At 68.8% G+C, this 20,884-nt stretch carries 17 protein-coding genes; 8 read left to right on the top strand and 9 right to left on the bottom strand.

The window, feature by feature from the left end:
- The first annotated feature begins 179 nt into the window (after positions 1–179).
- Both E3O28_RS01510 and E3O28_RS01505 read left to right on the top strand, forming a co-directional pair.
- Positions 180–1,706, top strand: a complete 1,527-nt coding sequence (locus E3O28_RS01510; RefSeq protein WP_233191283.1) for an amino acid permease — start codon at positions 180–182, stop codon at positions 1,704–1,706.
- Positions 1,707–1,812: 106 nt separating this feature from the next.
- Positions 1,813–2,232 (top strand): GreA/GreB family elongation factor, encoded by a 420-nt coding sequence (locus E3O28_RS01505; protein ID WP_104100180.1) that lies wholly within the window; start codon positions 1,813–1,815, stop codon positions 2,230–2,232.
- Between the two features lie 81 nt (positions 2,233–2,313).
- Here E3O28_RS01505 and E3O28_RS01500 read toward each other — a convergent pair whose 3' ends face one another.
- Positions 2,314–3,630, bottom strand: coding sequence for an MFS transporter (locus E3O28_RS01500; RefSeq protein WP_134415073.1), 1,317 nt, complete (start codon positions 3,628–3,630; stop codon positions 2,314–2,316).
- A 166-nt stretch (positions 3,631–3,796) separates the two neighbouring features.
- Between E3O28_RS01500 and E3O28_RS01495 the strand changes: the two genes are divergently transcribed.
- From E3O28_RS01495 to E3O28_RS16130, 3 genes are all read left to right on the top strand, one after another.
- On the top strand, positions 3,797–4,669 hold the full coding sequence (locus E3O28_RS01495) for a formyltetrahydrofolate deformylase (protein WP_104100182.1): 873 nt from the start codon (positions 3,797–3,799) through the stop codon (positions 4,667–4,669).
- A 28-nt stretch (positions 4,670–4,697) separates the two neighbouring features.
- Positions 4,698–5,054, top strand: a complete 357-nt coding sequence (locus tag E3O28_RS01490; RefSeq protein ID WP_241972966.1) for a YrdB family protein — start codon at positions 4,698–4,700, stop codon at positions 5,052–5,054.
- An 82-nt stretch (positions 5,055–5,136) separates the two neighbouring features.
- Positions 5,137–5,427, top strand: coding sequence for a hypothetical protein (locus tag E3O28_RS16130; protein ID WP_166784702.1), 291 nt, complete (start codon positions 5,137–5,139; stop codon positions 5,425–5,427).
- Positions 5,428–5,605: 178 nt separating this feature from the next.
- Here E3O28_RS16130 and E3O28_RS17170 read toward each other — a convergent pair whose 3' ends face one another.
- The 6 genes from E3O28_RS17170 to E3O28_RS01455 form a co-directional block, all read right to left on the bottom strand.
- Complete coding sequence (locus E3O28_RS17170; RefSeq protein WP_134342223.1) at positions 5,606–6,337, bottom strand: DUF222 domain-containing protein; 732 nt, start codon at positions 6,335–6,337, stop codon at positions 5,606–5,608.
- Positions 6,338–6,368: 31 nt separating this feature from the next.
- On the bottom strand, positions 6,369–7,073 hold the full coding sequence (locus tag E3O28_RS17165) for a DUF222 domain-containing protein (protein ID WP_166784706.1): 705 nt from the start codon (positions 7,071–7,073) through the stop codon (positions 6,369–6,371).
- 97 nt (positions 7,074–7,170) lie between these two features.
- Entirely contained in the window at positions 7,171–8,385 is a 1,215-nt protein-coding gene (locus E3O28_RS01470; protein ID WP_241972965.1) for an MFS transporter, read from the bottom strand.
- A gap of 196 nt (positions 8,386–8,581) precedes the next feature.
- Positions 8,582–11,671 carry a S8 family peptidase gene (locus E3O28_RS01465; protein ID WP_241972964.1) on the bottom strand — a complete coding sequence of 1,030 codons (3,090 nt, stop codon included), beginning with the start codon at positions 11,669–11,671 and terminating at the stop codon, positions 8,582–8,584.
- Positions 11,672–11,819: 148 nt separating this feature from the next.
- Entirely contained in the window at positions 11,820–13,775 is a 1,956-nt protein-coding gene (locus E3O28_RS01460) for a heavy metal translocating P-type ATPase (protein WP_104100189.1), read from the bottom strand.
- Positions 13,776–13,911: 136 nt separating this feature from the next.
- Positions 13,912–15,126 carry an NADP-dependent isocitrate dehydrogenase gene (locus tag E3O28_RS01455; protein WP_104100190.1) on the bottom strand — a complete coding sequence of 405 codons (1,215 nt, stop codon included), beginning with the start codon at positions 15,124–15,126 and terminating at the stop codon, positions 13,912–13,914.
- A 175-nt stretch (positions 15,127–15,301) separates the two neighbouring features.
- Between E3O28_RS01455 and E3O28_RS01450 the strand changes: the two genes are divergently transcribed.
- The 3 genes from E3O28_RS01450 to E3O28_RS01440 all read left to right on the top strand — a co-directional run bounded on the left by E3O28_RS01450 (position 15,302) and on the right by E3O28_RS01440 (position 16,596).
- Positions 15,302–15,754 (top strand): GNAT family N-acetyltransferase, encoded by a 453-nt coding sequence (locus E3O28_RS01450; protein WP_104100191.1) that lies wholly within the window; start codon positions 15,302–15,304, stop codon positions 15,752–15,754.
- A gap of 10 nt (positions 15,755–15,764) precedes the next feature.
- Positions 15,765–16,085, top strand: a complete 321-nt coding sequence (locus E3O28_RS01445) for an MGMT family protein (protein WP_104100192.1) — start codon at positions 15,765–15,767, stop codon at positions 16,083–16,085.
- Positions 16,086–16,149: 64 nt separating this feature from the next.
- Positions 16,150–16,596: a cytoplasmic protein gene (locus tag E3O28_RS01440; protein WP_198411461.1), complete on the top strand. Its 447-nt coding sequence runs from the start codon at positions 16,150–16,152 to the stop codon at positions 16,594–16,596.
- Positions 16,597–16,624: 28 nt separating this feature from the next.
- Here E3O28_RS01440 and E3O28_RS01435 read toward each other — a convergent pair whose 3' ends face one another.
- Both E3O28_RS01435 and E3O28_RS01430 read right to left on the bottom strand, forming a co-directional pair.
- A complete protein-coding gene (locus E3O28_RS01435) occupies positions 16,625–18,430 on the bottom strand; it encodes an ABC transporter ATP-binding protein (RefSeq protein WP_104100193.1) in 1,806 nt (601 codons plus the stop codon).
- Positions 18,427–20,148, bottom strand: coding sequence for an ABC transporter ATP-binding protein (locus E3O28_RS01430; protein WP_104100201.1), 1,722 nt, complete (start codon positions 20,146–20,148; stop codon positions 18,427–18,429). The genes E3O28_RS01435 and E3O28_RS01430 overlap by 4 nt, the downstream gene beginning before the upstream one ends.
- Positions 20,149–20,884: the final 736 nt, after the last annotated feature.

Here is a 20,884-nt window from a genome sequence, read left to right as displayed (position 1 = left end):
CGGCTCTCGTGAAGTCAGAATGTCGGATTGAGTCTACCGGAGGCCGTGGACGCCGGCCCCGTGCGCGGGCGGCTAGGGTTGGCCAAAACCGGATCTATCGGAAGAGCCCCATGACGCGTGCAAGCCGGGGACCACAACTCCCCCTTAAACCTGACCATCCCGAGTACCACGGTCGTGGCGTGGAGACGCCGTTCGAGCACATCTCGGACGCCCTCAATGTGCACGAGGATGAGGGGCTGCACAAGGGCCTCAAGGCCCGCCAGGTGCAGATGATCGCCATCGGCGGGGCCATTGGCACCGGCCTGTTCCTCGGGGCAGGCGGACGCCTGGCCATCGCCGGGCCCTCCCTCGTCTTCGTGTACGCGATCTGCGGTTTCTTTGCGTTCCTGATCCTGCGCGCGCTCGGCGAACTCGTGCTGCACCGCCCCTCGTCGGGCTCGTTCGTCTCCTACGCCCGCGAGTTCTTCGGCGAGAAGACGGCGTTCGTCACCGGTTGGCTGTACTGGCTGAACTGGGTGATGACCGCCATCGTCGACGTCACGGCCGTGGCGCTGTACATGAACTTCTTCGCGAAGTACTGGGCACCTTTCGGTGATGTGCCGCAGTGGCTGTACGCGCTCGCCGCCCTCGCCGTCGTGCTCTCCCTGAACCTTCTGTCAGTGAGCGTGTTCGGCGAACTCGAGTTCTGGTTCGCGCTGATCAAGGTGCTCGCCATCGTGGCCTTCCTGCTGGTCGGCACCTGGATGGTCATTTTCGGCACGCCGATCCCCGGCCAGGAGACGGGCTTCAGCCTGATCGGGGACAACGGGGGCTGGCTGCCGAACGGGCTGATCGCATCCGTTCTCGTGGTGCAGGGCGTCATCTTCGCCTACGCCTCGATCGAGCTGGTCGGCACGACCGCCGGGGAGACCCAGAACCCGGAGAAGGTGATGCCGAAGGCGATCAACACCGTCATCATCCGCATCGCCGTCTTCTACGTGGGCTCGATCCTGCTGCTCTCCCTGCTGCTGCCCTACACCGCGTACAAGGCCGGCGAGAGCCCGTTCGTGACGTTCTTCGGCACGATCGGCGTCGGCGGCGTCGACGTGATCATGAACCTGGTTGTGCTCACCGCGGCCCTGTCCTCGCTCAACGCGGGCCTGTACTCGACCGGGCGCATCCTGCGGTCGATGGCGCTGGCGGGATCGGCGCCGCGCTTCGCCGGCAAGGTGAGCCGCACGGGTGTGCCGTTCGGCGGCATCCTGCTCACCGGCGTGGTCACCCTGCTGGGCGTCGCCCTGAACGCCGTCGTGCCCGACAAGGCCTTCGAGATCGTGCTGAACATGGCCGCCATCGGCATCATCAGCGCCTGGGGCATGATCGTGCTCTGCCAGCTGCGCCTGCACGCCTGGTCGAAGCTCGGCATCCTGCGGCGACCGGCGTTCCGGATGTTCGGAGCACCGTATTCGGGGTACGCCAGCCTGGTCTTCCTCGTCGCCGTGCTCGTGCTGATGGCCTTCGACTGGCCGGTCGGCACGCTCACGATCAGCTCGCTCGTGATCATCATCCCGCTGCTGATCGTGGGCTGGTACGCCTGCCGCGGCCGCATTCTCGAGATCGCGAGCGCCCGCGAGGGGTTCACCGGCCAGGTGCCGATCCTTCCCAGCCGCCCGCTGTCGGACCAGCTGCGGGGCGCCGACCGGAAGGACACCGACCGCGAGGAGTAGCCGCCACGCCACCGATCGCCGATTCCCCCATGCGTGGAGCCGGGGCGGCTAGCATGGCCGATTGATCACTGCGCGGCAGATTGCCTCGCGATTTACGGAGAACTCTATGACCACCGAATCGGTGTGGCTGCCACCCCGCTCGCTCGCCCTCCTGATCGAGGAACTCGCTGTGCTGGGCAGCGACCCCACCCCGAACGCGGCCACGTCCGAGCGAATCCGGGAGCTGCGCACGACCCTCCGCCAGGCCGAGGCCTCGGTCAAACCGGACGACGGCCTGGTCGAGCCCGGGATGAGGATCACCGCGATGCTCTCCGGCGACACCCGGGCAACCGTGTTCCTCCTTGGCGAGCGTGAACTTGTCTCCCTCGACCCTGAGGTGAAGGTAGACGTGTACTCCCCCTCGTCACCGATCGGCCAGGCCATCATCGGAACCCACGTCGGCGACACCGTCGCGTACACGACGCCGACCAACGTCAGCATTCAGATCGAGATCCTCGCAGCGGTCCCGTACACCGGCGGCCGGTGAACCGACACGATTGAGGGGTGCGGATGCTTCCGCGCCCCGCAATCGTGTCGTCTCAGCCGTTTCAGGTCGACACGCCGCCGGTCAGGCCGCCCGGCGGCGCACGACGACGTCGCTGACGATCACCAGCACGAAGGCCAGCACCAGGATTCCGACGTAGACCAGCGGCACGGCCTGCATTCCGGCCGAGCCGAGCAGCGCGGCGCCGAGAAGGGCGCCACCGCCGATCCCGGCGTTGAACGCGGTCGTGTAGATGGCGCTGGCGGTGTCACGGATGCGGAGCGAGGCCGTACGCAGCAGCCGCGTCTGCAGCAGCGGCGGCAGCATGCCGAAGGCCAGACCCCAGAGCACGAAGGCGGTGATGGCAACCGGCAGCGTCGCCGCGAAGAGGGCCAGCACGGTCACGCTCAGCGCCGACACGGCGATGCCGATGACGAGCCCGAGCTGCGGCCGGGGGCCGAAGACCGTGCCGGAGAGCACCAGGCCGACCGCGCCGGCAATCCCATAGGCGAACAGGAGCGGGGCGACCGCGCCGGAGTCCACGCCCATCTCGTCGATCAGGAATGGGGCGATGTACGTGTAGAACGTGTAATGCCCGACCATGGTCAGGCCGGTGATCACGGAAAGCAGGATCACGGCGCGCATGGTCGGGTCGCGACGCGGTTCAGCGATAGCAGTGGCGGCATGTGCGGCGGCAGCCCCCGCGTTGACGGCCGCGGTCGGATCGCTTGCCGTGGCATCCGCCACGCGAGCACCATAGTGCGACACCGGCGGCAGGAACCGCCAGACGACGACCGCGCCGATCAGCATGAGGGCGGCGAGGGCCAGGAACGACAGCCGCCAGCCGAGCAGGTGCCCGGCGGCGGTGGCGATGGGCACCCCGAACACGAAGGCGAGCGTGCCGCCCGAGACGGTGATGGCCACGGCACGGCCGATCTGTTCCCGCGGCACGAGGTGCGCGGCGTAGGCGCCGACGACGGCCCAGAACAGGCCATGGGCCATTCCGCCGATGATGCGCCCGCCGACCATGAAGGCGTAGTTGGGGGCGATGGCGGTGAGCACATTGCTGATCGCCAGCACCACGAGCACGAGCACAATCAGGCCGTGCCGCGGCAGGCGGCGGGTGAGGTGGGCGAGCGAGGTGCTCGTGAGCACCACGGTGAACGCGAACCAGGAAACGAGCAGGCCGACCTGTCCCTCGGTGACCCCGAGCGCCCGGCTCATGTCGGGTAGAAGGCCCGTCGGAAGCATCTCGGAGGTGACGGAGAGGAAGACGGCGGCGGCCAGGGCGAGCAGGCCCACCCAGGGGAAGGGTCGGGCGGCGGCCGCGATGCTCTCCGGCGCGTGCGGCGCTTCCGGCGCTTCCAGCGAGGGCAGGTTGATGGGTGCGGTGAATGACATGGCTCTGTGGCTCACAGACGGGAACAGGGGCAGCGCGGGTGTGCCGCGGGCCGGTCCGGATCGGCTGCGCGCCGACGTGCGCGCCCGGGGCCGGCGTGCTGCGCCGACCGCTTTCCAGCCTAGCCGACGGGCCGAGTGTGCGGCAGGGGGCCGGTAACCTAGTCCGATGACCTCTTCCCTCGCACCGCACCCGCGCCACCATTGGGTGATCACTCTCGTCTGCGTCGACCAGCCGGGTATCGTGCACGCGGTCAGCGGCGCGATCGTGCGGGCGCGCGGCAACATCACCGAGAGCCAGCAGTTCACCAGCGCCGACACCGGCCGGTTCTTCATGCGGCTGCAGGTGGAATCCGCGGCGAGCCAGGCTGATCTCGAGGACGAGCTCGCCCCGGTCGTGCGCAGATACGCCATGGAATCCGTCATCGATGTCGTCGGGCGTCCCAAGCGCACCCTGATCCTGGCCTCGACCGCCGGAAACTGCGTCAACGACATGCTCTTCCGCCAGCGCGGGGGCCAGCTGCCTATCGAGGTTCCGCTGGTGCTGAGCAACCACGGCACGCTGCGCGACCTGGTCGGCTTCTACGGGGTGCCGTTCGAGTCGCGTCCGGTGACGGATGCCGCCGGCAAGGCGGCCTTCGAAGCTCGCGTCGTCGATGCCATCACCGAGCACGACATCGAGCTCGTGGTGCTCGCCCGGTATATGCAGATCCTCTCCCCCGCACTCTGCACGCTGCTGGAAGGCCGCGCCATCAACATCCACCACTCCTTCCTGCCCGGGTTCAAGGGCGCCAACCCCTACAAGCAGGCGCACGCCCGCGGGGTGAAATTGATCGGGGCGACGGCCCACTTCGTCACGGGCGACCTCGACGAGGGTCCGATCATCGAGCAGAACGTCGTGCGGGTGGACCACTCGCGCAGCCCGGCCGAACTCGTCGCCATCGGACAGGACGAGGAGAGCCGCACCCTGACCCAGGCGGTCACCTGGTTCGCCGAGCACCGGGTCCTGCTCGACGGCGCCCGCACCATCATCTTCAGGTAGCCTCCCACCTCTCGGTAGGATGGGGCGAGTGACCGATACGAGCGCGACGACCAGTACCAGCCCCAACGACATCGTGCGCTTCCTGCTCGAATTGTTCGCGTTCATCAGCCTGGGCATCTGGGGCCTCACCGCGTGGCCGCTGCCGTGGCCGGGCATGCTCATGGGCATCCTGGCCCCTGCCTTCGCCATTGTGCTCTGGGCGCTGTTCCGCTCGCCCAAGGCGGTCTTCCGCCTCGACCCGTTCGGCAAGGCCATCGTCGAGATCAGCGTCTTCGGGGCCGCCGCGCTGGCCTGGTGGGACCTCGGCCTGCCGCTGGTCGCCGTGATCTTCGCCCTGGTGGCCACGGTCAGCGGCGTCATCTCGGGCCGCGCAGAACTGCACTGAGGGCGGCCGCCGCACAGTCAGGCTGCCTCGGCTCGAACGGCGCCGGAAAGACGACGACCATCCGGTTGCTGTTGGGCATGCCGTGGCCGACGTCCGGGCAGGCGCCGATGCCCGAGGCACCATTGACCTCCTGGTCTCCAACCCGATCGGGCGCTGCCAGTTGCTCCCGGCGAAGTTCGCCGCCCTCCCGCTGGGCACCATCCTGCTTGCCGAGGGGATCGGAGTCTCCCTGGTCGTGCTCGGGGCCGCGGCCGAGATGAGGTCCCCACAGGATAACGTGGCAACCGCGATGCTGCACCGGAAACTGCTCGGGGAGAGTCGGTGCGCTGGCGCTGGCGCCCGCATCGGGCAGAACCGGGTTGAGCCGGGTTGAGCCGGGAGGATCCCGGCCCCAAGGTTCCCCTGACGCCGGCCGAGCTTGTCAGACCAGGTGACGAACCCGCCCAAGGTTCCCCCGACGCTGGTCGAGCTTGTCAAGACCGGCGACCGGTCCTCCGGAGGTTCCCGCGACGCTGATCGAGCCTGTCGAGACCAAAGGCCAGACTCCCGCCCTACAGCCCTGTCCTCTTGCTCTGCAACACAATACGCGTCTGCTCCGGGTCGACTTCCGCCGGTGGACGCAGCCAGTACTGGCTTTTGGTGCGGGTTATCTTCCAGTGCTGATTATGCAGCAGCAAATGGTGCGGGTGGCACAGCAGCACTCCGTTGGCGAGGTCGGTGTACCCATTGTCCGTAAGCCACTCACTGATGTGGTGGGCCTCGCTCCAGGCCGGTGATCGGTCGCAGCCGACCCAAAGGCACCCGCCGTCACGCACTGCCATCGCGGCGCGCTGTGCCTCGGTGAAGAGTCGTTCGTCACGGCCGACGTTGATGATCTGACCGTCTTCGTCGAATTTGATGCCACGGGTGCCGGTGTCGCAGAGCAACCGGTCGATGGTGTCCTGCGAGATCGGGACGGGGTTGCCCTCGATCTGCCCGTGCGCGGCGGGTTCGGCCGCCTGATCCGGCCCGGCCTGCCCGGTCTGCCCGGCCTGCACAGTCTGCCCCGTCTTGAGCGCCTTTTCGGTCACGATCACGCGCACCGAGGGGCGTCGTCCGCCGAACACGCGGCCGGGGTCGGCCTCGCCGGCGATCGTGAGCAGCTGCACGAGCGAGTCCGCGTTGATCTGCTCGTTGCTGCGCGGGTCGTCCTGCATCTTCTCGGCCCAGGCGGCCCGCTCCTTATCGACGAATCGCACCCCGCCGCGGCGCGGGCCGGTGATGGAGTCAAAGGTCGAAAGCACGACTTCCCGTCTTCGGGGGCGAAGAGGCCGTTCAGGCGCACGTTCCCGTGCTGAGCCGGTAGACCTTCAGGTAGCGGTCGTCGTGGGCCTGCTTCTCCCGGGCGGCGATGCCGGCCTCGTCAAGGTGGTTACGCATCCGTCTTGCGCGTTTGAAGACATCGTCGGCGTTCAACGTTGACACCTCGGCCAGCAGGGACTCCAGCGCCGCTCCGAGCTTCTCGGCGGTGACAGCGGCGTCGATCTGGCCGAGGCCGGCGCGGATCGACTCGGCCGCGTCGACCGAGAGCGTGCCGGCGGTGACGGCCCGGGCGATCGGCGCGTGCCACGGCACCTTCGCGACGAATTCGGCAACCTCGGCGGCATCCGTGTCGGGCGACGAGAGCGCCTCCTCGACCAGCTTCTCGGCCGCCTCGGTGTCGGCCATCATCGTGCCGACTGCGACCAGTTTGTAGGCGTCACCCTTGGACGAGCCTGTCCAGTTCTGGATCAGGGCTTCCGGGGACAAGTACCCCTGCTGCGCCGCCAACCCCGAATGGCCGAGCTCCGGCCGCGAACGGTCAGCAATGGTTGCGGCCATCAACGCGGCATAGGTGTCGAGCAGACGGCGGGCGCATGCGATTCGCTTCTGGCCGGCCAGCGCCCCGGCGTCGGGAAGGGCTGCGAGGTCGGCGCGCGAGGAACGCAACAGCGCGACGGCGTCGGCCGCCTGCCTGAGGTCTTCTGCGAGGTTCGTCATGTTACGAGGATACCTCGTTGCGCACATGAAGTCGAGTCTCTGTCACTATTTATTGGTGACAGTTTCGTAGCTGTATTCGACCTCTCTCGGGGCGGGACTACGCCGGGCGGGCCTGCCGCGGCATCCGCAGCGCGTAGACAGAGGTCGCGAAGAACAGCAAGGCGCCGACGCCGAAGGCTACCGGATAGGAGGCGCTGTCAACGAGAAACCCGGCCGCGAGCGGGCCGACGATGGCACCCAGGTCGGAGAACATCGAGAAGACCGACACGGGTCGACCGCCACCGGCGCCGGCCGCGTCGCCGACGGATGCGGCCGGGGCGGTGCCCATGAACGCCGAGGCCACGCCGTAGAGGCAAAGCAGGGCCGTGAGCACGATGATGTTCGGCGCGAACGGGACCGCGAGGATGGTGACCCCGGCAACCAGGAACGCTCCGATGATGGCCGGGCGACGGCCCACAGTGTCGACGAACCGCGCGGCCGGCGCGAGTGCCACCGTCTGGGCGACGGCCGCGAAGGCGAAGGCGATGCCGGTCCAGGCGGTCGGACCCCGCAGCACCTCGACGACCAGCACGGGGATCAGGGCGTTGCGCACGCCGAACGAGTTCCAGCCGGTGGAGAAGTTAGCGATGCACGCCGCGCGGAACCGGGTGTCCCGCAGCACCGTTCGGAACGGGATGCGCTCGGGCGCCGGGCCGGCCGCGGCGACCCCACCCCGCACCGGGCGCAGCAGCACGAGCCCGAGGATGCCGGCAACGGCGAGCGTCGCGGCGTAGAAGAAGAACGGCGCGGTGAGCGAGATCGTGGCGAGGAGCCCGCCGAGCGCGGGGCCGGCCATCCCGCCGAGCAGGAACCCACCCTGGTAGAACCCGATGGCCCTGGCCCGGAATCCCGGTGCCGTGGAGCCGAGCAGGAGAGTCATGGCCGCCACCGTGAACAGGGCCGAACCGACGCCGCCGGCTCCGCGCAGGAGCAGCAGCTGCGGATAGTTCTGGGCCACGCCGACCAGCCCGCTGGAAACGGCGACGATCCCGATGCCGGAGGCCAGGATCACGCGTTCGCCGGCCCAGTCGATCAGGCGCCCGGTGAACGGGCTGGAGACGAAGCGCATCAGCGCGAACGCGGAGACGACGGCGCCGATTTCCAGGTAGCCGACCCCGAAGCTGCGCACGTAGACGGGCAGCACCGGCACGACGACGCCGAAGCCCACCATCACGAAGAACGCGATCACGCCGAGCACGTAGACCTCTCGGGACAGCCGCGGCCGGCTCACGCCGAGGTTCTCGCCGCCTCGGCGCATTCGTGCGAATCGCATTACCTCAGGGTAAGCCGTCGCTCGGTATCCGTCCGCCGCCCGCCCAGAACCGCACCCTGACGAATTCGACGGAGATTTTGCCCAAAACGGGTTCGAAACAGCTCGCAAGCGGCCTCGTGTCGCAAAATCTCCGTCGAATTGGTTCGACGCCGGACGCAGCGGGCGAGTCCGACCTCGCTGACGAACCTGGCGGCCGCTAGTTCTCCACCGCCACGACCGTCGAGAAGCCAGTGTCGCCGTAGCGCACCAGCCCGAGGTAATCCGTGCCCGCGGCCAGACCACTCCACGAGGCCGTGTAGGTCGCTTCAACGCCCTGCACTCCCGGGAGAGGGTTCGGGGCAACGGTGAACGCTCCGGCGCCGGCACCCGGCGCGACCGTGAAGGTGGTCAGGTCGTACCGGTCGGTGCCACTGAAGACCGACGCGACAACCTGGTAGTACCCGGCCGTCGGGTTCAGCAGGTCGACGTGTTCGTCCGTCGCCGCCGTGGCCGACTGCCAGCCTTCGATCGGCGTGCCGCCCTTGCCGCTCAATCGGTTGACCACCAGGTCAAGGTCGGCGGCGTCGGTTAGTGAATCAAGGTCGAAGCGCTGCAACACCGTTCCCGCCGGAACCTGCACGGTGAAGACGATCTCCGTTCCGGGGAGCCCCGTTCCGGTGTAGGCCTTGCCCGGGCCGCCCTTCTTCTCTCTGAGCAGCACGCCGGCCGCGAGGCCGTCGGTCGCCAGGGGGATGTCGGAGGTCGTGCCGGGCGTCACGCGGATGCCGACGGAGCCGGCCAGACCGGTTCCGTCGGCGGTGATCGGCGACTCGAGGGTGACGGGCTTGACCGCCACCGGGCTGTGCACGACGGTCGCGCCGCTGGTCCAGCTGAGCGAGCCGGTCGCGAACGTGTCGACGGGCGCATCCGTTCGGGAGAACGTCGCCGTGTAGGACTGAGTCTCCCCTGCCGCGCCGAAGGTCAGCGTGGACGGCTCGATCGTCACGTCGATGCCGGCGAGGCCGGACACCGAGGCGTCGAAGGTGCCCGCCTGGGTCGACGTCACCGTGCGGGTGATCGTTTCCGGCCGGGTGAGCGAACCGATGCCGATCGAGGCCAGGTTGAGGTTCGACGGGTCGACCGCGGTGACGGCGTCCAGGCCGCCTCCGGTGTAGCCGGCGCCCTTGATGTAGGACATCCAGTCGCTCTCCCCGTTCAGGTAGACGAGTCCCGGCCTGAAGAACTTCGTCGGGTCGACGTGGCCGGCGCCCTGCAGAAACGGGTCGGTCACGGCAGCGCCGGAGCCGGTGACCGTGTCGTAGGCGGTGGTCATGAAGGCCGATTTCACCTCGGCCGGGCTCGCGCTCGGCGTCTGGCCCAGGTAGAGGGCGGCAAGGCCCGCCACGTGCGGCGACGACATAGACGTTCCGGACAGGAACTGGTACGTGCCTGCCGCGCCCGCAGCGTTGGCACCGCCGGCGAGAATCGCAACCCCGGGCGCCGAGACGTCCGGCTTGATGATGTCACTGCCGTCGGCAAGTACCGGTCCGCGCGAGGAGAATCCGGCGACCTGCGGGGTGGGCGGAGTGGTCCCGAGCGCATTGCCCGGCGTGAGGGTCACGGTCGCCCCGGTGGTGCCTGCGTAGGCGAAGGCCGTGGCGAACGCTTCGGCGTTGAGGTGCACCGTCGGCACCGCGTGCTGGTCGAGGTCGAGCGAGCTGGCCGTCTTGTTCACCAGCACCATGCCGATACCCCCGGCACGCTTCACCTCGACGGACTTGGCGACCCGGTCATAGACGCCGCGCTGACAGAACACGATCGTGCCGGTCACCTTGGCCGGGTCGAGCGAGTTAGGCCCGCAGAGCAAGGGGTCTGTTCCGCGCCGGGCGGCGACGAGGTCACCGCGCACCAGCGCACCGGTCACGCCGACGGCGGGGACCGTGATCGAGCCGCCGCCATAGGCAGGGCCGCTGCCGAGGGTGGCGGTGGCCTCGTAGCTCGGAATGGTGCTGGCCGCCACGGTGGTGATCCACGGCGACGCGTTATCGAGCGTGGAGGCGTCGGGACCGGCGTTACCGGCCGACGCCGCCACGAAGATGCCGGCGGATGCCGCGCCCAGGAAGGCGACGTCGGTGGCGGAGACCGTGGTCTGGGCCGCACCGCCGCCGATCGAGAAGTTGATCACGTCGACACCGTCGGCCGTGGCCTGGTCGATCGCCGAGAGGAGGTCGCTGGTGGCGCATCCGTCGTCGTCCTGGCTGACCGGGTCGGGGCCGGACCAGCAGACCTTGTACGCGGCGATCTTCGCCGCGGGCGCAACGCCCGAGATGGTGCCGAAGTCGATGCCACCGACCGACGCGCCGACGGCGTGGTTGCCGGCTGCGGTGCCGCCGGTGTGTGAGCCGTGGCCGTCGCCGTCGCGCGGCGAAAGGTACTCGCCGACGCTTTCGGCACCGATCCGGGAGGCGCCGAACCCGTCGACGTAGTACCGGGCACCGACGATTTTGGTGCTGCAGTCGTCTGCGGTGAACTGCACACCCACGACGCAGGCGCCGGTGAAGGTGCCGCCGTCGGACTTGCCGAAGCGGATGCCGCCGTCGGCCGTGCGAAACGGAGCGTCGCCGAGATCGGTGCCGAGGGGGTCGCCGGCGAAGGACCCGTTCTCCGGGGCGATGCCGGTGTCGATGATACCGACGACGACGCCGGCGCCGGCCGCGTCAATGCCGCCGACCGCGTCCCAGACCCCGCCGACGCCGGCGGCGTCACCGAGCCCGAGGAAGTCGGTCGAGGACTGCGCCGTGACCCGGCGGATCGCGTCCTTCTCGACGGCGAGAACCTCTCGGTTCGCGGAGAGCGCGGCGGCCTGGACCGCGGTGAGTTCGGCGGCGAATCCGTTGAGTGCGGTCGTGTAGGAGACGCTGACGCTCACCCCGGCGGCCGCGGCGACCCTTCTCTGCTCGGTTGCGAGGTGCGCGGCGTAAGCGGTCGCGTTCTTCGAGCTCGCGTCGAGCTGCCGGCCCGGGGCCGGCTTGGTGGCGTCGAAACCGGCGACGCCGCCGGAGTAGGCGGCGACCGCGCTGGCGGCCAGCGTGACGACGTAGCGGCCGGCCTCGAAGGCGGTGGCCGGTTTTTCAATGGCCAACCGCGGAGCCTGCTGCGGTGCGGCGCCGGCTGCGACGGTGCCGCCGACGAGGGCCGCGGTAGCCACCAGCCCGACGGTCAGGGCCACCGCGGTGGCCCTGCACAGTGCGCGCGGCGGCCGGGGGTCGAGGTCCCAGGGTGAGAAATGCCGATTTCGTGAGTTCACGTGCATCATCCAATCCGTTCAACGACGAAAGGTTGACCCCCAACGGAGGCACATGAACTTGAAGCTAGCTGAATTCGACCTCAGACTGTGCAACTTGCACGCGTTGACACCTGAACTGGGGGCATCCAGCACAGTAGGGTGACGCGACTCAGCGACTCAGCGCGCCGGCCGCCGCCGGCTTGCGAGCGGCGATCTGGGCCTGCACCGAGGCGTCCCGGCGGCCGCCGATCGCCCGCAACGCGTTCAGGATCGTGGCCAGGTCGACGAATTCCTGCAATAGTGCTCCCGCGGTGGCGGGAATGAAGCCGAACGCGGCCAGGACCATCAGGCCGAGGCTCAGAGCGATGCCGAGCCAGATGCTCTGCAGCGCGATCCGGATGGTGTCCTGGCCGATCGCGACCGCGCGGGCCGCGCGGGTCAGGTCGTCGATCAGGATGACGACGTCGGCCGATTCGCTCGCGGCCGTGGCCCCGCGGGCTCCCATGGCGATACCGACGTCGGCGACGGCCAGCACGGGTGCGTCGTTCACCCCGTCGCCGACCATGATCACCGGGCGGTGGGCCAGGCCACGCACGGCGTTGACCTTGTCGGCGGGCAGGCAGTCCGCCTGCACCTGCTCGATCCCCACCAGCGCCGCGATGTGCTCGGCGGTGGGCCGAGCGTCGCCGGTGAGCATCACAGTGTCCCGCAGGCCGAGCGCCCGCAGATCCGCCAGAGTCTGCGGTGCGTTCTCCCGCAGCGTGTCACTGGCGACGATGCTGCCGGCGAAGCGCCCGTCGACGGCGATGTAGATGGCCAGTTCGCCGCCCTCGATCGGGGCGGCCACGGCATCCGTCGCCCGTTCCCGGATGAACGACAGCTTGCCCACGGTGACCTCGCGGGCGCCCAGCCGGGCCACGACGCCGTGCGCGGGAACCTCGTTCGCGGTCTCCGACCCGATCAGCTCCAGCCCGCGGGTCCGGGCCGCCGCGATCACGGATGCCGCGAGCACGTGCGACGAGTACTGCTCCGCGGACGCGGCGAGTACGAGCAACTCGTCCTCGTCGAAGCCGGGCTCGGGAAGCACGCGGGCGATGGTGGGGCTGCCGTGGGTGAGCGTGCCGGTCTTGTCGAAGACCACGGTTTTGGCCCGAGAGAGCATTTCGAGCACCCCACCGCCCTTAACGATGATGCCGTTGCGGGCGGCCCGGCTCATGCCGCCCATGAAGGCGACCGGTGCGGAGATCAGGAGTGGGCAGGGGGTCGCCACCACCAGCACCTCGGCAAACCGGGCCGGGTCGCCGCTGACGATCCAGGCCAGGGCGGCGATCGAGAGCGAGACCGCAGTGAACGGCACGGCGTAGCGGTCCGCCAGGCGCACCACGGGGGCCTTGCTGGCCGATGCCTCTTCGACCAGCGCGATGATCTGCTGGTACTGGCTGTCCGCGGCGGTCGCGGTGGCTCGGATGGTGGCGGCAGCCTGGCCGTTGATCGACCCGCTGAGCACGGCGTCGCCGGCTTCGCGCTCGACCGGGAGGCTCTCCCCGGTGAGCGAGGACTCGTCGAAGACTGCGCTGACTGAGACCAGAGCGCCGTCGACCGGCACGATCTCGGCAGGGCGAACGAGAAGCAGGTCGCCCGGCCGCACGTCGGTGGCCGGCACGTCCTCGACCTCGCCGTTTCCGGTGTCGGTATCGGTATCGGTATCGGTATCGGTGCCGGTGTCGGTATCGGTGCCGGCGCCGGCGCCGAGCCGGTGCGCGATCTGCGGGGCCCGCCGGAGCAGGGCGTCGAGCTCCCGCTTGGCCCGGTTCACGGCGAAGTCTTCGAGGGCCGCGCCTCCGGTGAGCATCAGCACGATGATCAGGGTGGCCACGTATTCGCCCACCAGCACCGTGGCGACGATGGCCGTGATCGCGAGCACGTCGACACCGAGGGTGCCGCGCAGCAGCCGTCGTACCATGCCGATCGTTTCGTAACCGGCGACCAGCAGGCCGAATCCACTGAACAGCCAGCGCACGGCATCCGTCTGACCGCCCAGGGCGAGCACCGCGCCGATGAGCCCGAGCAGCACGGTCGTGGCGACGAGCGGGTAACGACGAACGGCGGCGACCAGAGACGACATGGTCATATTCTTGCCTCACTCGCCGGCCACCGCCAGCAAGGAAAGCCTCCCCTCAGGGCCGGGAAAACCCGGAAAAACGCCAAAAAAGGGCGGCAGCCTCACCCCGGGGGTGAGACTGCCGCCCTGTCGCTGCGGGTTAGGCCATGCGGGCCTGGAGGTTCTCCGCGATGGCCGCGAGGAACTCCTCGGTCGTCTGGAAGGCCTGCTCCGGGCCCACGAGAAGCGCGAGGTCCTTGGTCATCTTGCCGCTCTCGACGGTCTTGATGACCACGTCTTCGAGCGTGTTGGCGAACTCGGCGAGCGCCGGGTTCCCGTCAAGCTTGGCGCGGTGCGCGAGGCCGCGGGTCCAGGCATAGATCGAGGCGATCGGGTTGGTCGAGGTGGCCTTGCCCTGCTGGTGCTGGCGGTAGTGGCGCGTCACGGTGCCGTGCGCGGCCTCGGCCTCGACGACCTTGCCGTCAGGCGTGGAGAGCACGCTGGTCATCAGGCCGAGCGAGCCGAAGCCCTGCGCGACGGTGTCCGACTGCACGTCGCCGTCGTAGTTCTTGCAGGCCCAGACGTAACCGCCCTCCCACTTCATGGCAGAGGCGACCATGTCGTCGATCAGGCGGTGCTCGTAGCTGAGGCCGGCCGCGTCGTAGCGGGCCTTGAACTCGGCGTCGAAGATTTCCTGGAAGATGTCCTTGAAGCGGCCGTCATAAGCCTTGAGGATCGTGTTCTTCGTCGACAGGTAGACCGGGTACTTGCGCTCGAGGCCGTAGTTCAACGACGCGCGGGCGAAGTCGCGGATGGAGTCGTCGAGGTTGTACATCCCCATCGCGACGCCGCTGCCGGGGGCCTGGAATACCTCGAACTCTTGCGGGGCCGAGCCGTCCTTCGGGGTGAAGGTCATGCTGAGCGTGCCCTCGCCCTCGAAGCGGAAGTTGGTGGCCTTGTACTGGTCGCCGAACGCGTGGCGGCCGATGATGATCGGCTTATTCCAGCCCGGCACGAGGCGCGGGATGTTCGAGATGATGATGGGTTCGCGGAAGATGGTGCCGCCGAGGATGTTGCGGATGGTGCCGTTGGGCGACGCCCACATCTTCTTCAGGCCGAATTCCTCGACGCGCGCCTCGTCGGGCGTGATGGTCGCGCACTTGACGCCGACGCCGTGCTTCTGGATGGCGCGGGCCGAGTCGATCGTGATCTGGTCGTCGGTCTCGTCGCGCTTTTGGATCGACAGGTCGTAATACTCGAGGTCGATGTCGAGGTACGGGTGGATCAAGGTCTCCTTGATCGCGTGCCAGATGATGCGGGTCATCTCGTCCCCGTCGAGCTCGACGACAGTGCCTTCAACCTTGATCTTCGCCAATGGAAATCTCCTCAGAATATCGGGGGGCAAGAATAGCCACACCGATTCTAGTGGAGCGACGTAACTATCTTGACATCGAGACAGTTTCCGGATCTTCCGGATGGGGCCACCCCCCACGCCCTGTCGTCCGAAAACCCGACTACCGGCCGGCTCCGGTGCACGTTAGCCTGTTCGCATGGGTGAACTACGACTGGAAGAACTGTCCGCGCGCAACATCGTCGCGGCGAACAGCCTGAGCCTGAAACCGGGTCAGGAGCAGTTCATCGCCCCCGTCTCCTACGCGGTCGCGGCGTCCGTCATCAACCCTGCTACCGCCTGGCAGCGCGTCGTTCTGCTGGACGGCGAGGTTGCCGGCTTCATTCACGGAAACTTTGACCCCGACTCACCGCACGAAGAATTCCGTGCCTGCATCTGGCGCATCAACGTGGACGCGGAGGCCCAGGGCAAGGGTGTCGGCAAGTTCGCCGCAGACGCACTCGCCGCCGAGGCCCGCAAGCGCGGCTTCGACCACATCACCGTGATCTGGGAACCCGGCGAAGAGGGGCCGGAGTCGTTCTTCCACCGCCTGGGCTTCAGCGACATCGGCCAAACCGTCTACGGCGAGATTATCGGCGCATTGCAGCTCTGACTCGCAGCCGATGACGGATGCCGGCACCCGGGAACCTGCCTTCGTCACGCACGTTCTCGGAATCGTGGAGTCGATCCCGGCCGGTCGCGTGATGACCTACGGTGATGTCGCGGCCGTGCTCGGCTCCCGTGGGGCCCGCCTGGTCGGGCAGATCATGGCGCGCCACGGCACCGCGCTGCCCTGGTGGCGTGTGATCCGGGCCGGCGGACGCCCGCCGATCGGGCACGAGGAGCGCGCGCTCCCCCACTACACCGCGGAGGGCACCCCGTTGAAGGCCGGGGCATACGGCTACCGCATCGATTACGCGGCGGCGCGCTGGAGCCCCGCATAGCGATCACCGCCCGGGGTTGCCCGCAATGCTTGGTTCGAGGCTGCGCCGGATGCTACCGTTTTTCATGGACAGCGAAAGCACAGCCGCACACACCGCCCTCGATCCCGTCGTCACCGACCCGGGCGCCTACCGAGTACTGCTTGAGAACGACCGCGTTCGCGTGCTCGAGTTCCTCGACGCTCCCGGCGATGAGACCAATCCCCACGAGCATCCCGACAGCGTCATGATCACGCTCAGCGCCTACGCCCGGCGCCTGTCGTCGGAGGGCCGCGAAATCGACGTCGAGCTGCCCGCCGGCGAGACCCGCTGGCTGCCGGCCCAGGAGCACGCCGGCGTGAACATCGGCCGCACGCCGACGCACGCGATCTTCGTCGAACTCAAGGAATCGCCCGCGATCCCGCGGGATCCCAGCTACCACCCGCTCGGACCGGTCGCCTCCAACCGCCCCCTGACGGGCACGCCGCTCTCCGACGACTCGAGCGACGAGGAGAAGGCCTGGGGGTTCGCCTAACCGCTCGCGCCGCGAGTCGCGTCGCCGATCACACCAGCGAGTCGCGCCAGGCGGCGTGCAGCTGCGCGAACCGGCCGGTGCCGGCGATCAAGTGGTCGGGCGTGCCGTCCTCCACGATGCGCCCGTGCTCCATCACGAGCACCCGGTCGGCGATCGCCACAGTCGATAGGCGATGCGCGATGATCACGGCGGTGCGTCCCCCGAGCAGTGTCTGCAGCGCCTGCTGCACGAGGCGTTCACTCGGGATGTCCAGACTCGAGGTGGCCTCGTCGAGGATGAGCACCGCCGGGTCGGCCAGGAACGCCCGAGCGAACGAGATCAGCTGCCTCTGCCCGGCGGAGACGCGCCCGCCGCGCTTGTTCACGTCGGTGTCGTACCCGTTCGGCAGCCCCGCGATGAAGTCGTGCGCGCCGACCGCTCGGGCCGCCGCCACGATCTCGGCGGGCGTCGCATCCGGTTTGCCGATCGAAATGTTGTCGGCGACCGAACCGCTGAACAGGTAGGCCTCCTGGGTGACCATGACGATCGCTCGGCGCAGGTCCTTGGGGTGCAGGTCGCGCAGGTCGACGCCGTCGAGGGTCACCTGACCCACCGACGGGTCGTAGAAACGCGCCATCAGCTTGGCCAGGGTGGACTTGCCGGCCCCGGTCGACCCAACCAGGGCGATGGTCTGCCCGGCCGGGATCGTCAGGTCGAACTGCGGCAGGATGACCCGGTCGCTCTGGTATTCGAATTGCACGTTCTCGAACGAGACCGCACCCTTTGCCGCCCAGAGGTCGACCGGCGTCACCGGGTCCGGCACTCCGGGATGCTCCTCGAGCACCCCGGAGATCTTCTCCAGCGCCGCGGCGGCCGACTGGTAGGAGTTGTAGAACATCGCCATCTCCTCCATCGGGTCGAAGAACCGGCGGGTGTAGAGCAGGGCCGCGAGCAGCGCGCCGATATAGAGCTGGCCGTCGACGACGCGGAACCCGCCGACCAGGAGAACGACCGCGACGGCCACGTTCCCGATCAACACGAGACCCGGATCGAAGATGCCGAACAGCTGGATGACCCGCTCATTCACCTTGCGGTAGTCCTCGACCAGTTCGCCGAACACCTTCTCGTTGCGTTTCTCCGCCCGGAAGGCTTTGACCGCACGGATGCCGGTCATGGTCTCCACGAACTGCACGATCAGGCTCGCCGACGCCGTTCTCGACCGGCGGAAGAGCGTTTGCGAGCGCACCTGGAACCAGCGGGTGAGCAGCGCCAACGGCACGATCGACGCGAGCAGGACAAGCCCGCTCGTACCGTCGAGCAGGAACAGGGCGATCGCCGTGAACACCATGTACAGCAGCCCCTGCACGAGCTGGTTGATGCCCGAATCCAGCAGTTCCCGGATGGCGTCGAGGTCGCTGGTCTGCCGGGAGATGATGCGCCCCGAGGTGTACGACTCGTGGAATTCGAGGCTCAGCCGCTGCGTGTGCAGGAAGACCCTCTTGCGCAGGTCGATCAGCACGGCCTGGCTGATCCGCGCCGACATGATCGTGTACCAGGCGATCAGGATGGCCCCGACCACACCCGTGGCGAGGTAGACCACCCCCGTGGCGGCCAGCGGCACCCAGTCCTGCTCCATCAGCGCGGGCAGACCGCGGTCGATCCCGAACGCGATCAGGGCCGGGCCGGCCACCTGCGCGGCCGTGGACACGACCACGATCAGCATTGCCGCGAGGACCGAAAAGCGCACCGGGTGCAGCAGCGACCCGAGCAGGCGCAGCGACCGGCCCCGGATCTGCTTGCTCTCCGCGGCGGTGAAGTTGCTGCGGTCTTCGCCCTCGACACCGGTGACGGTCATCGCGCCGCCTCCTCTCGTGCGGACTCTCGTCGTTCTTCGTCTTCCAGGCTCGAGATGACGAACTTGTAGTGTTCGCTCTCGCGGAGTAGATCGGAGTGCCGTCCGATCGCGGTGACACGCCCGTTCTGGAGCAGCGCCACCCGGTCGGCGAGCATCACGGTGGACGGCCGGTGCGCCACGATCAGCGCCGTGGTCGCGGAGAGCACCTCGCGCAGCGCGGCTTCGACAAGGGACTCGGTGTTCACGTCGAGCGCCGACAACGGGTCGTCGAGCACGAGCACGGCGGGTTTCGCCGCCACCGCCCGCGCGAGCGCGATCCGCTGCCGCTGGCCGCCGGAGAGGCTCATCCCTTCCTCTCCGACGAGCGTGTCCACGCCCTCCGGGAGGTCGTGGGCGAAGCCGGCCTGGGCGACCATGAGCGCCTCCTCGAGTGCGGCATCCGCTTCGGGCGAGCGCTCGGCCCACTCCGGACGGCCGAGCAGCACGTTGTCGCGCACGGATGCCGAGAACAGCGTCGCATCCTCGAACGCCATCGACAGGTGGCGACGCAGTTCCTCGCGGCCGAGGGAGCGCACGTCGACCCCGTCGAGGGTCACCGCCCCCTCCGTCACGTCGTAGAGGCGGGTGGTGAGCGCCGTCAGGGTGGACTTGCCGGAGCCGGTCAGACCGACGAGCGCCATGGTCTCCCCCGGTTCGAGCACCAGGTCCACGCCGTCGAGCAGGTCCGGGAAGCGGCTCGGCGAGTCGGGGTAGCGGAAGTGCACGTTCTCGAACGCGAGGCGGCCGCGGGGCCGGTCGACGGTGACGGGATGCTCGGGGTCGGTGATGGCGTTCGGCGCGTCGAGCACGTCGAAGAACCGGTCGGTCGCGGTGCGGGCATCGAAGGTCATCGACAGCAGGAACCCGACCGACTCGATCGGCCAGCGCAGCACGGTGGCCGTGGCGAAGAAGGCCACGAGCCCGCCCACGCTGAACTCGCCCTGGCCGGCCAGCCAGACACCGGCGACGAGGCAGAGGGCGAAGGCCACATCCGGGATCATCAGCAGCCACAGCCAGATGCCGGCGATGGCGCGCGCCTTCTCGATCTCGGTGCCGCGCAGGCTCTCGGCCTGGTCGGAGAAATTCTTCAACGCGAACTTGCCGCGCCCGAAGGCCTTGAGCACCCGGATGCCGTGCACCGACTCCTCGACGGCCGTCGCGAGGTCGCCGGCCTGGTCCTGGCTGCGCCGCGCAACGACGGAGTATTTCTCCTCGAACAGGTAGCCGACGATCCACAGCGGCACGGAGCAGACGAGGAAGATGAGGCCGAGGATCCAGTTCATCGACACCAGGATGGCGGCGCCGATCACAACGGTGACGACGTTCACGATGAGCAGCACGAGGCCGAACGAGATCCAGCGGCGGATCAGGTTGAGGTCGCTGACGGCGCGGGAGAGCAGTTGGCCGCTCGGCCACTTGTCGTGGAATGTGACCGGGAGGTCCTGCAGCCGGGCGTAGAGCGCGTTGCGCATCCGCGCCTCGATGTGGGTGCCGGGGCCGAGAACGAACCAGCGGCGCAGTGCGATCAGCACCGCCTCGATCACGCCGAGGGCGAGTACCACGATGACGGCCGGCCAGATCTGGGCGGCGTCCTGCTGAGTCAGGGCACCGTCGACGAGGCGCTGCAGCACCTGCGGGATGGTGAGCGCCACAAGCGCCGCCAGCAGGGCGGCGAGCATGCCGAGGGCCAGCCGCGGCAGGGCCGGCCGGGCGAAGGGGTAGAGGCGCAGCAGCACCTGGAGGGTGTTCCTCCGGGGCAGGGCAACGGGGTCGGTTCCCGCTGCGGGGTCGGGGTCGGGCGGATGGCTGTGGTCGGTGAGCGTGGTCACGAGTGAGTCCTGAACGAGTCTGGTTCCAGTGAACGGCGGCGCGCGGCGCCGGGAGGCCGACGACGAGCACGTCGGTCGGCGGGGGTGGAAGCCGTAGCTTCCGGGGGCAGCATGGCTGCCGGCCTGCGGGGCGGAGCCGATCGCTGGGTGTCAGCGGCCCGGAGTCAGGCCCGAGGCGGGGCGGGAGATCGCGGGAGGGGGCAGGCTAAGCGGCGCGCGGGAACGAGGTGGCTGCGCCAAGGCGCGCGCCGTCGTTCGCACACGTTGCGATCGTGAACGGTGCTGTCTTGGTCATGTCGGCCTCCTGAGCGCGTGGTGTCTGAGCTGTGCCCCCCTGATCAGGCAGCTTTTCAGACTACGGTTCCGGGGCCTCGGGCGCAAGCGCCGAATTCGGGGATCGGGATTCAGCGCACCCGTACGCTCAGGCAGGTGACGCAGCCCTCGAGCTTCTCGAAGTCGGAGATGGGTGGCTCGGATTCGGCGCGCCGGTCATGCGCCGCTCCGCGCGTGGCGTGCCGTGCGCGGAGCGGCGCAGCACGCGCGCAGCGCCGGCGAGGCGACCGGGGAGCCGCCCGGGGCGGCTACC

The organism is Cryobacterium sp. TMT2-14, assembly GCF_004402465.1.
Lineage (GTDB): Bacteria > Actinomycetota > Actinomycetes > Actinomycetales > Microbacteriaceae > Cryobacterium > Cryobacterium sandaracinum.
Note: the sequence above shows the minus strand (reverse complement) of the source record. Positions and strands in the feature narration are given on the sequence as shown.

Excerpts from the sequence above, each read along its gene's own strand:
- E3O28_RS01505 (WP_104100180.1), top strand. The coding sequence starts at position 1,813 with ATGACCACCGAATCGGTGTGGCTGCCACCCCGCTCGCTCGCCCTCCTG.
- E3O28_RS01500 (WP_134415073.1), bottom strand. The coding sequence starts at position 3,630 with ATGTCATTCACCGCACCCATCAACCTGCCCTCGCTGGAAGCGCCGGAA.
- E3O28_RS01495 (WP_104100182.1), top strand. The coding sequence starts at position 3,797 with ATGACCTCTTCCCTCGCACCGCACCCGCGCCACCATTGGGTGATCACT.
- E3O28_RS17165 (WP_166784706.1), bottom strand. The coding sequence starts at position 7,073 with ATGACGAACCTCGCAGAAGACCTCAGGCAGGCGGCCGACGCCGTCGCG.
- E3O28_RS01470 (WP_241972965.1), bottom strand. The coding sequence starts at position 8,385 with ATGCGATTCGCACGAATGCGCCGAGGCGGCGAGAACCTCGGCGTGAGC.
- E3O28_RS01460 (WP_104100189.1), bottom strand. The coding sequence starts at position 13,775 with ATGTCGTCTCTGGTCGCCGCCGTTCGTCGTTACCCGCTCGTCGCCACG.
- E3O28_RS01450 (WP_104100191.1), top strand. The coding sequence starts at position 15,302 with ATGGGTGAACTACGACTGGAAGAACTGTCCGCGCGCAACATCGTCGCG.
- E3O28_RS01445 (WP_104100192.1), top strand. The coding sequence starts at position 15,765 with ATGACGGATGCCGGCACCCGGGAACCTGCCTTCGTCACGCACGTTCTC.
- E3O28_RS01440 (WP_198411461.1), top strand. The coding sequence starts at position 16,150 with ATGGACAGCGAAAGCACAGCCGCACACACCGCCCTCGATCCCGTCGTC.
- E3O28_RS01435 (WP_104100193.1), bottom strand. The coding sequence starts at position 18,430 with ATGACCGTCACCGGTGTCGAGGGCGAAGACCGCAGCAACTTCACCGCC.
- E3O28_RS01430 (WP_104100201.1), bottom strand. The coding sequence starts at position 20,148 with ATGCTCGCCGCCCTGCTGGCGGCGCTTGTGGCGCTCACCATCCCGCAG.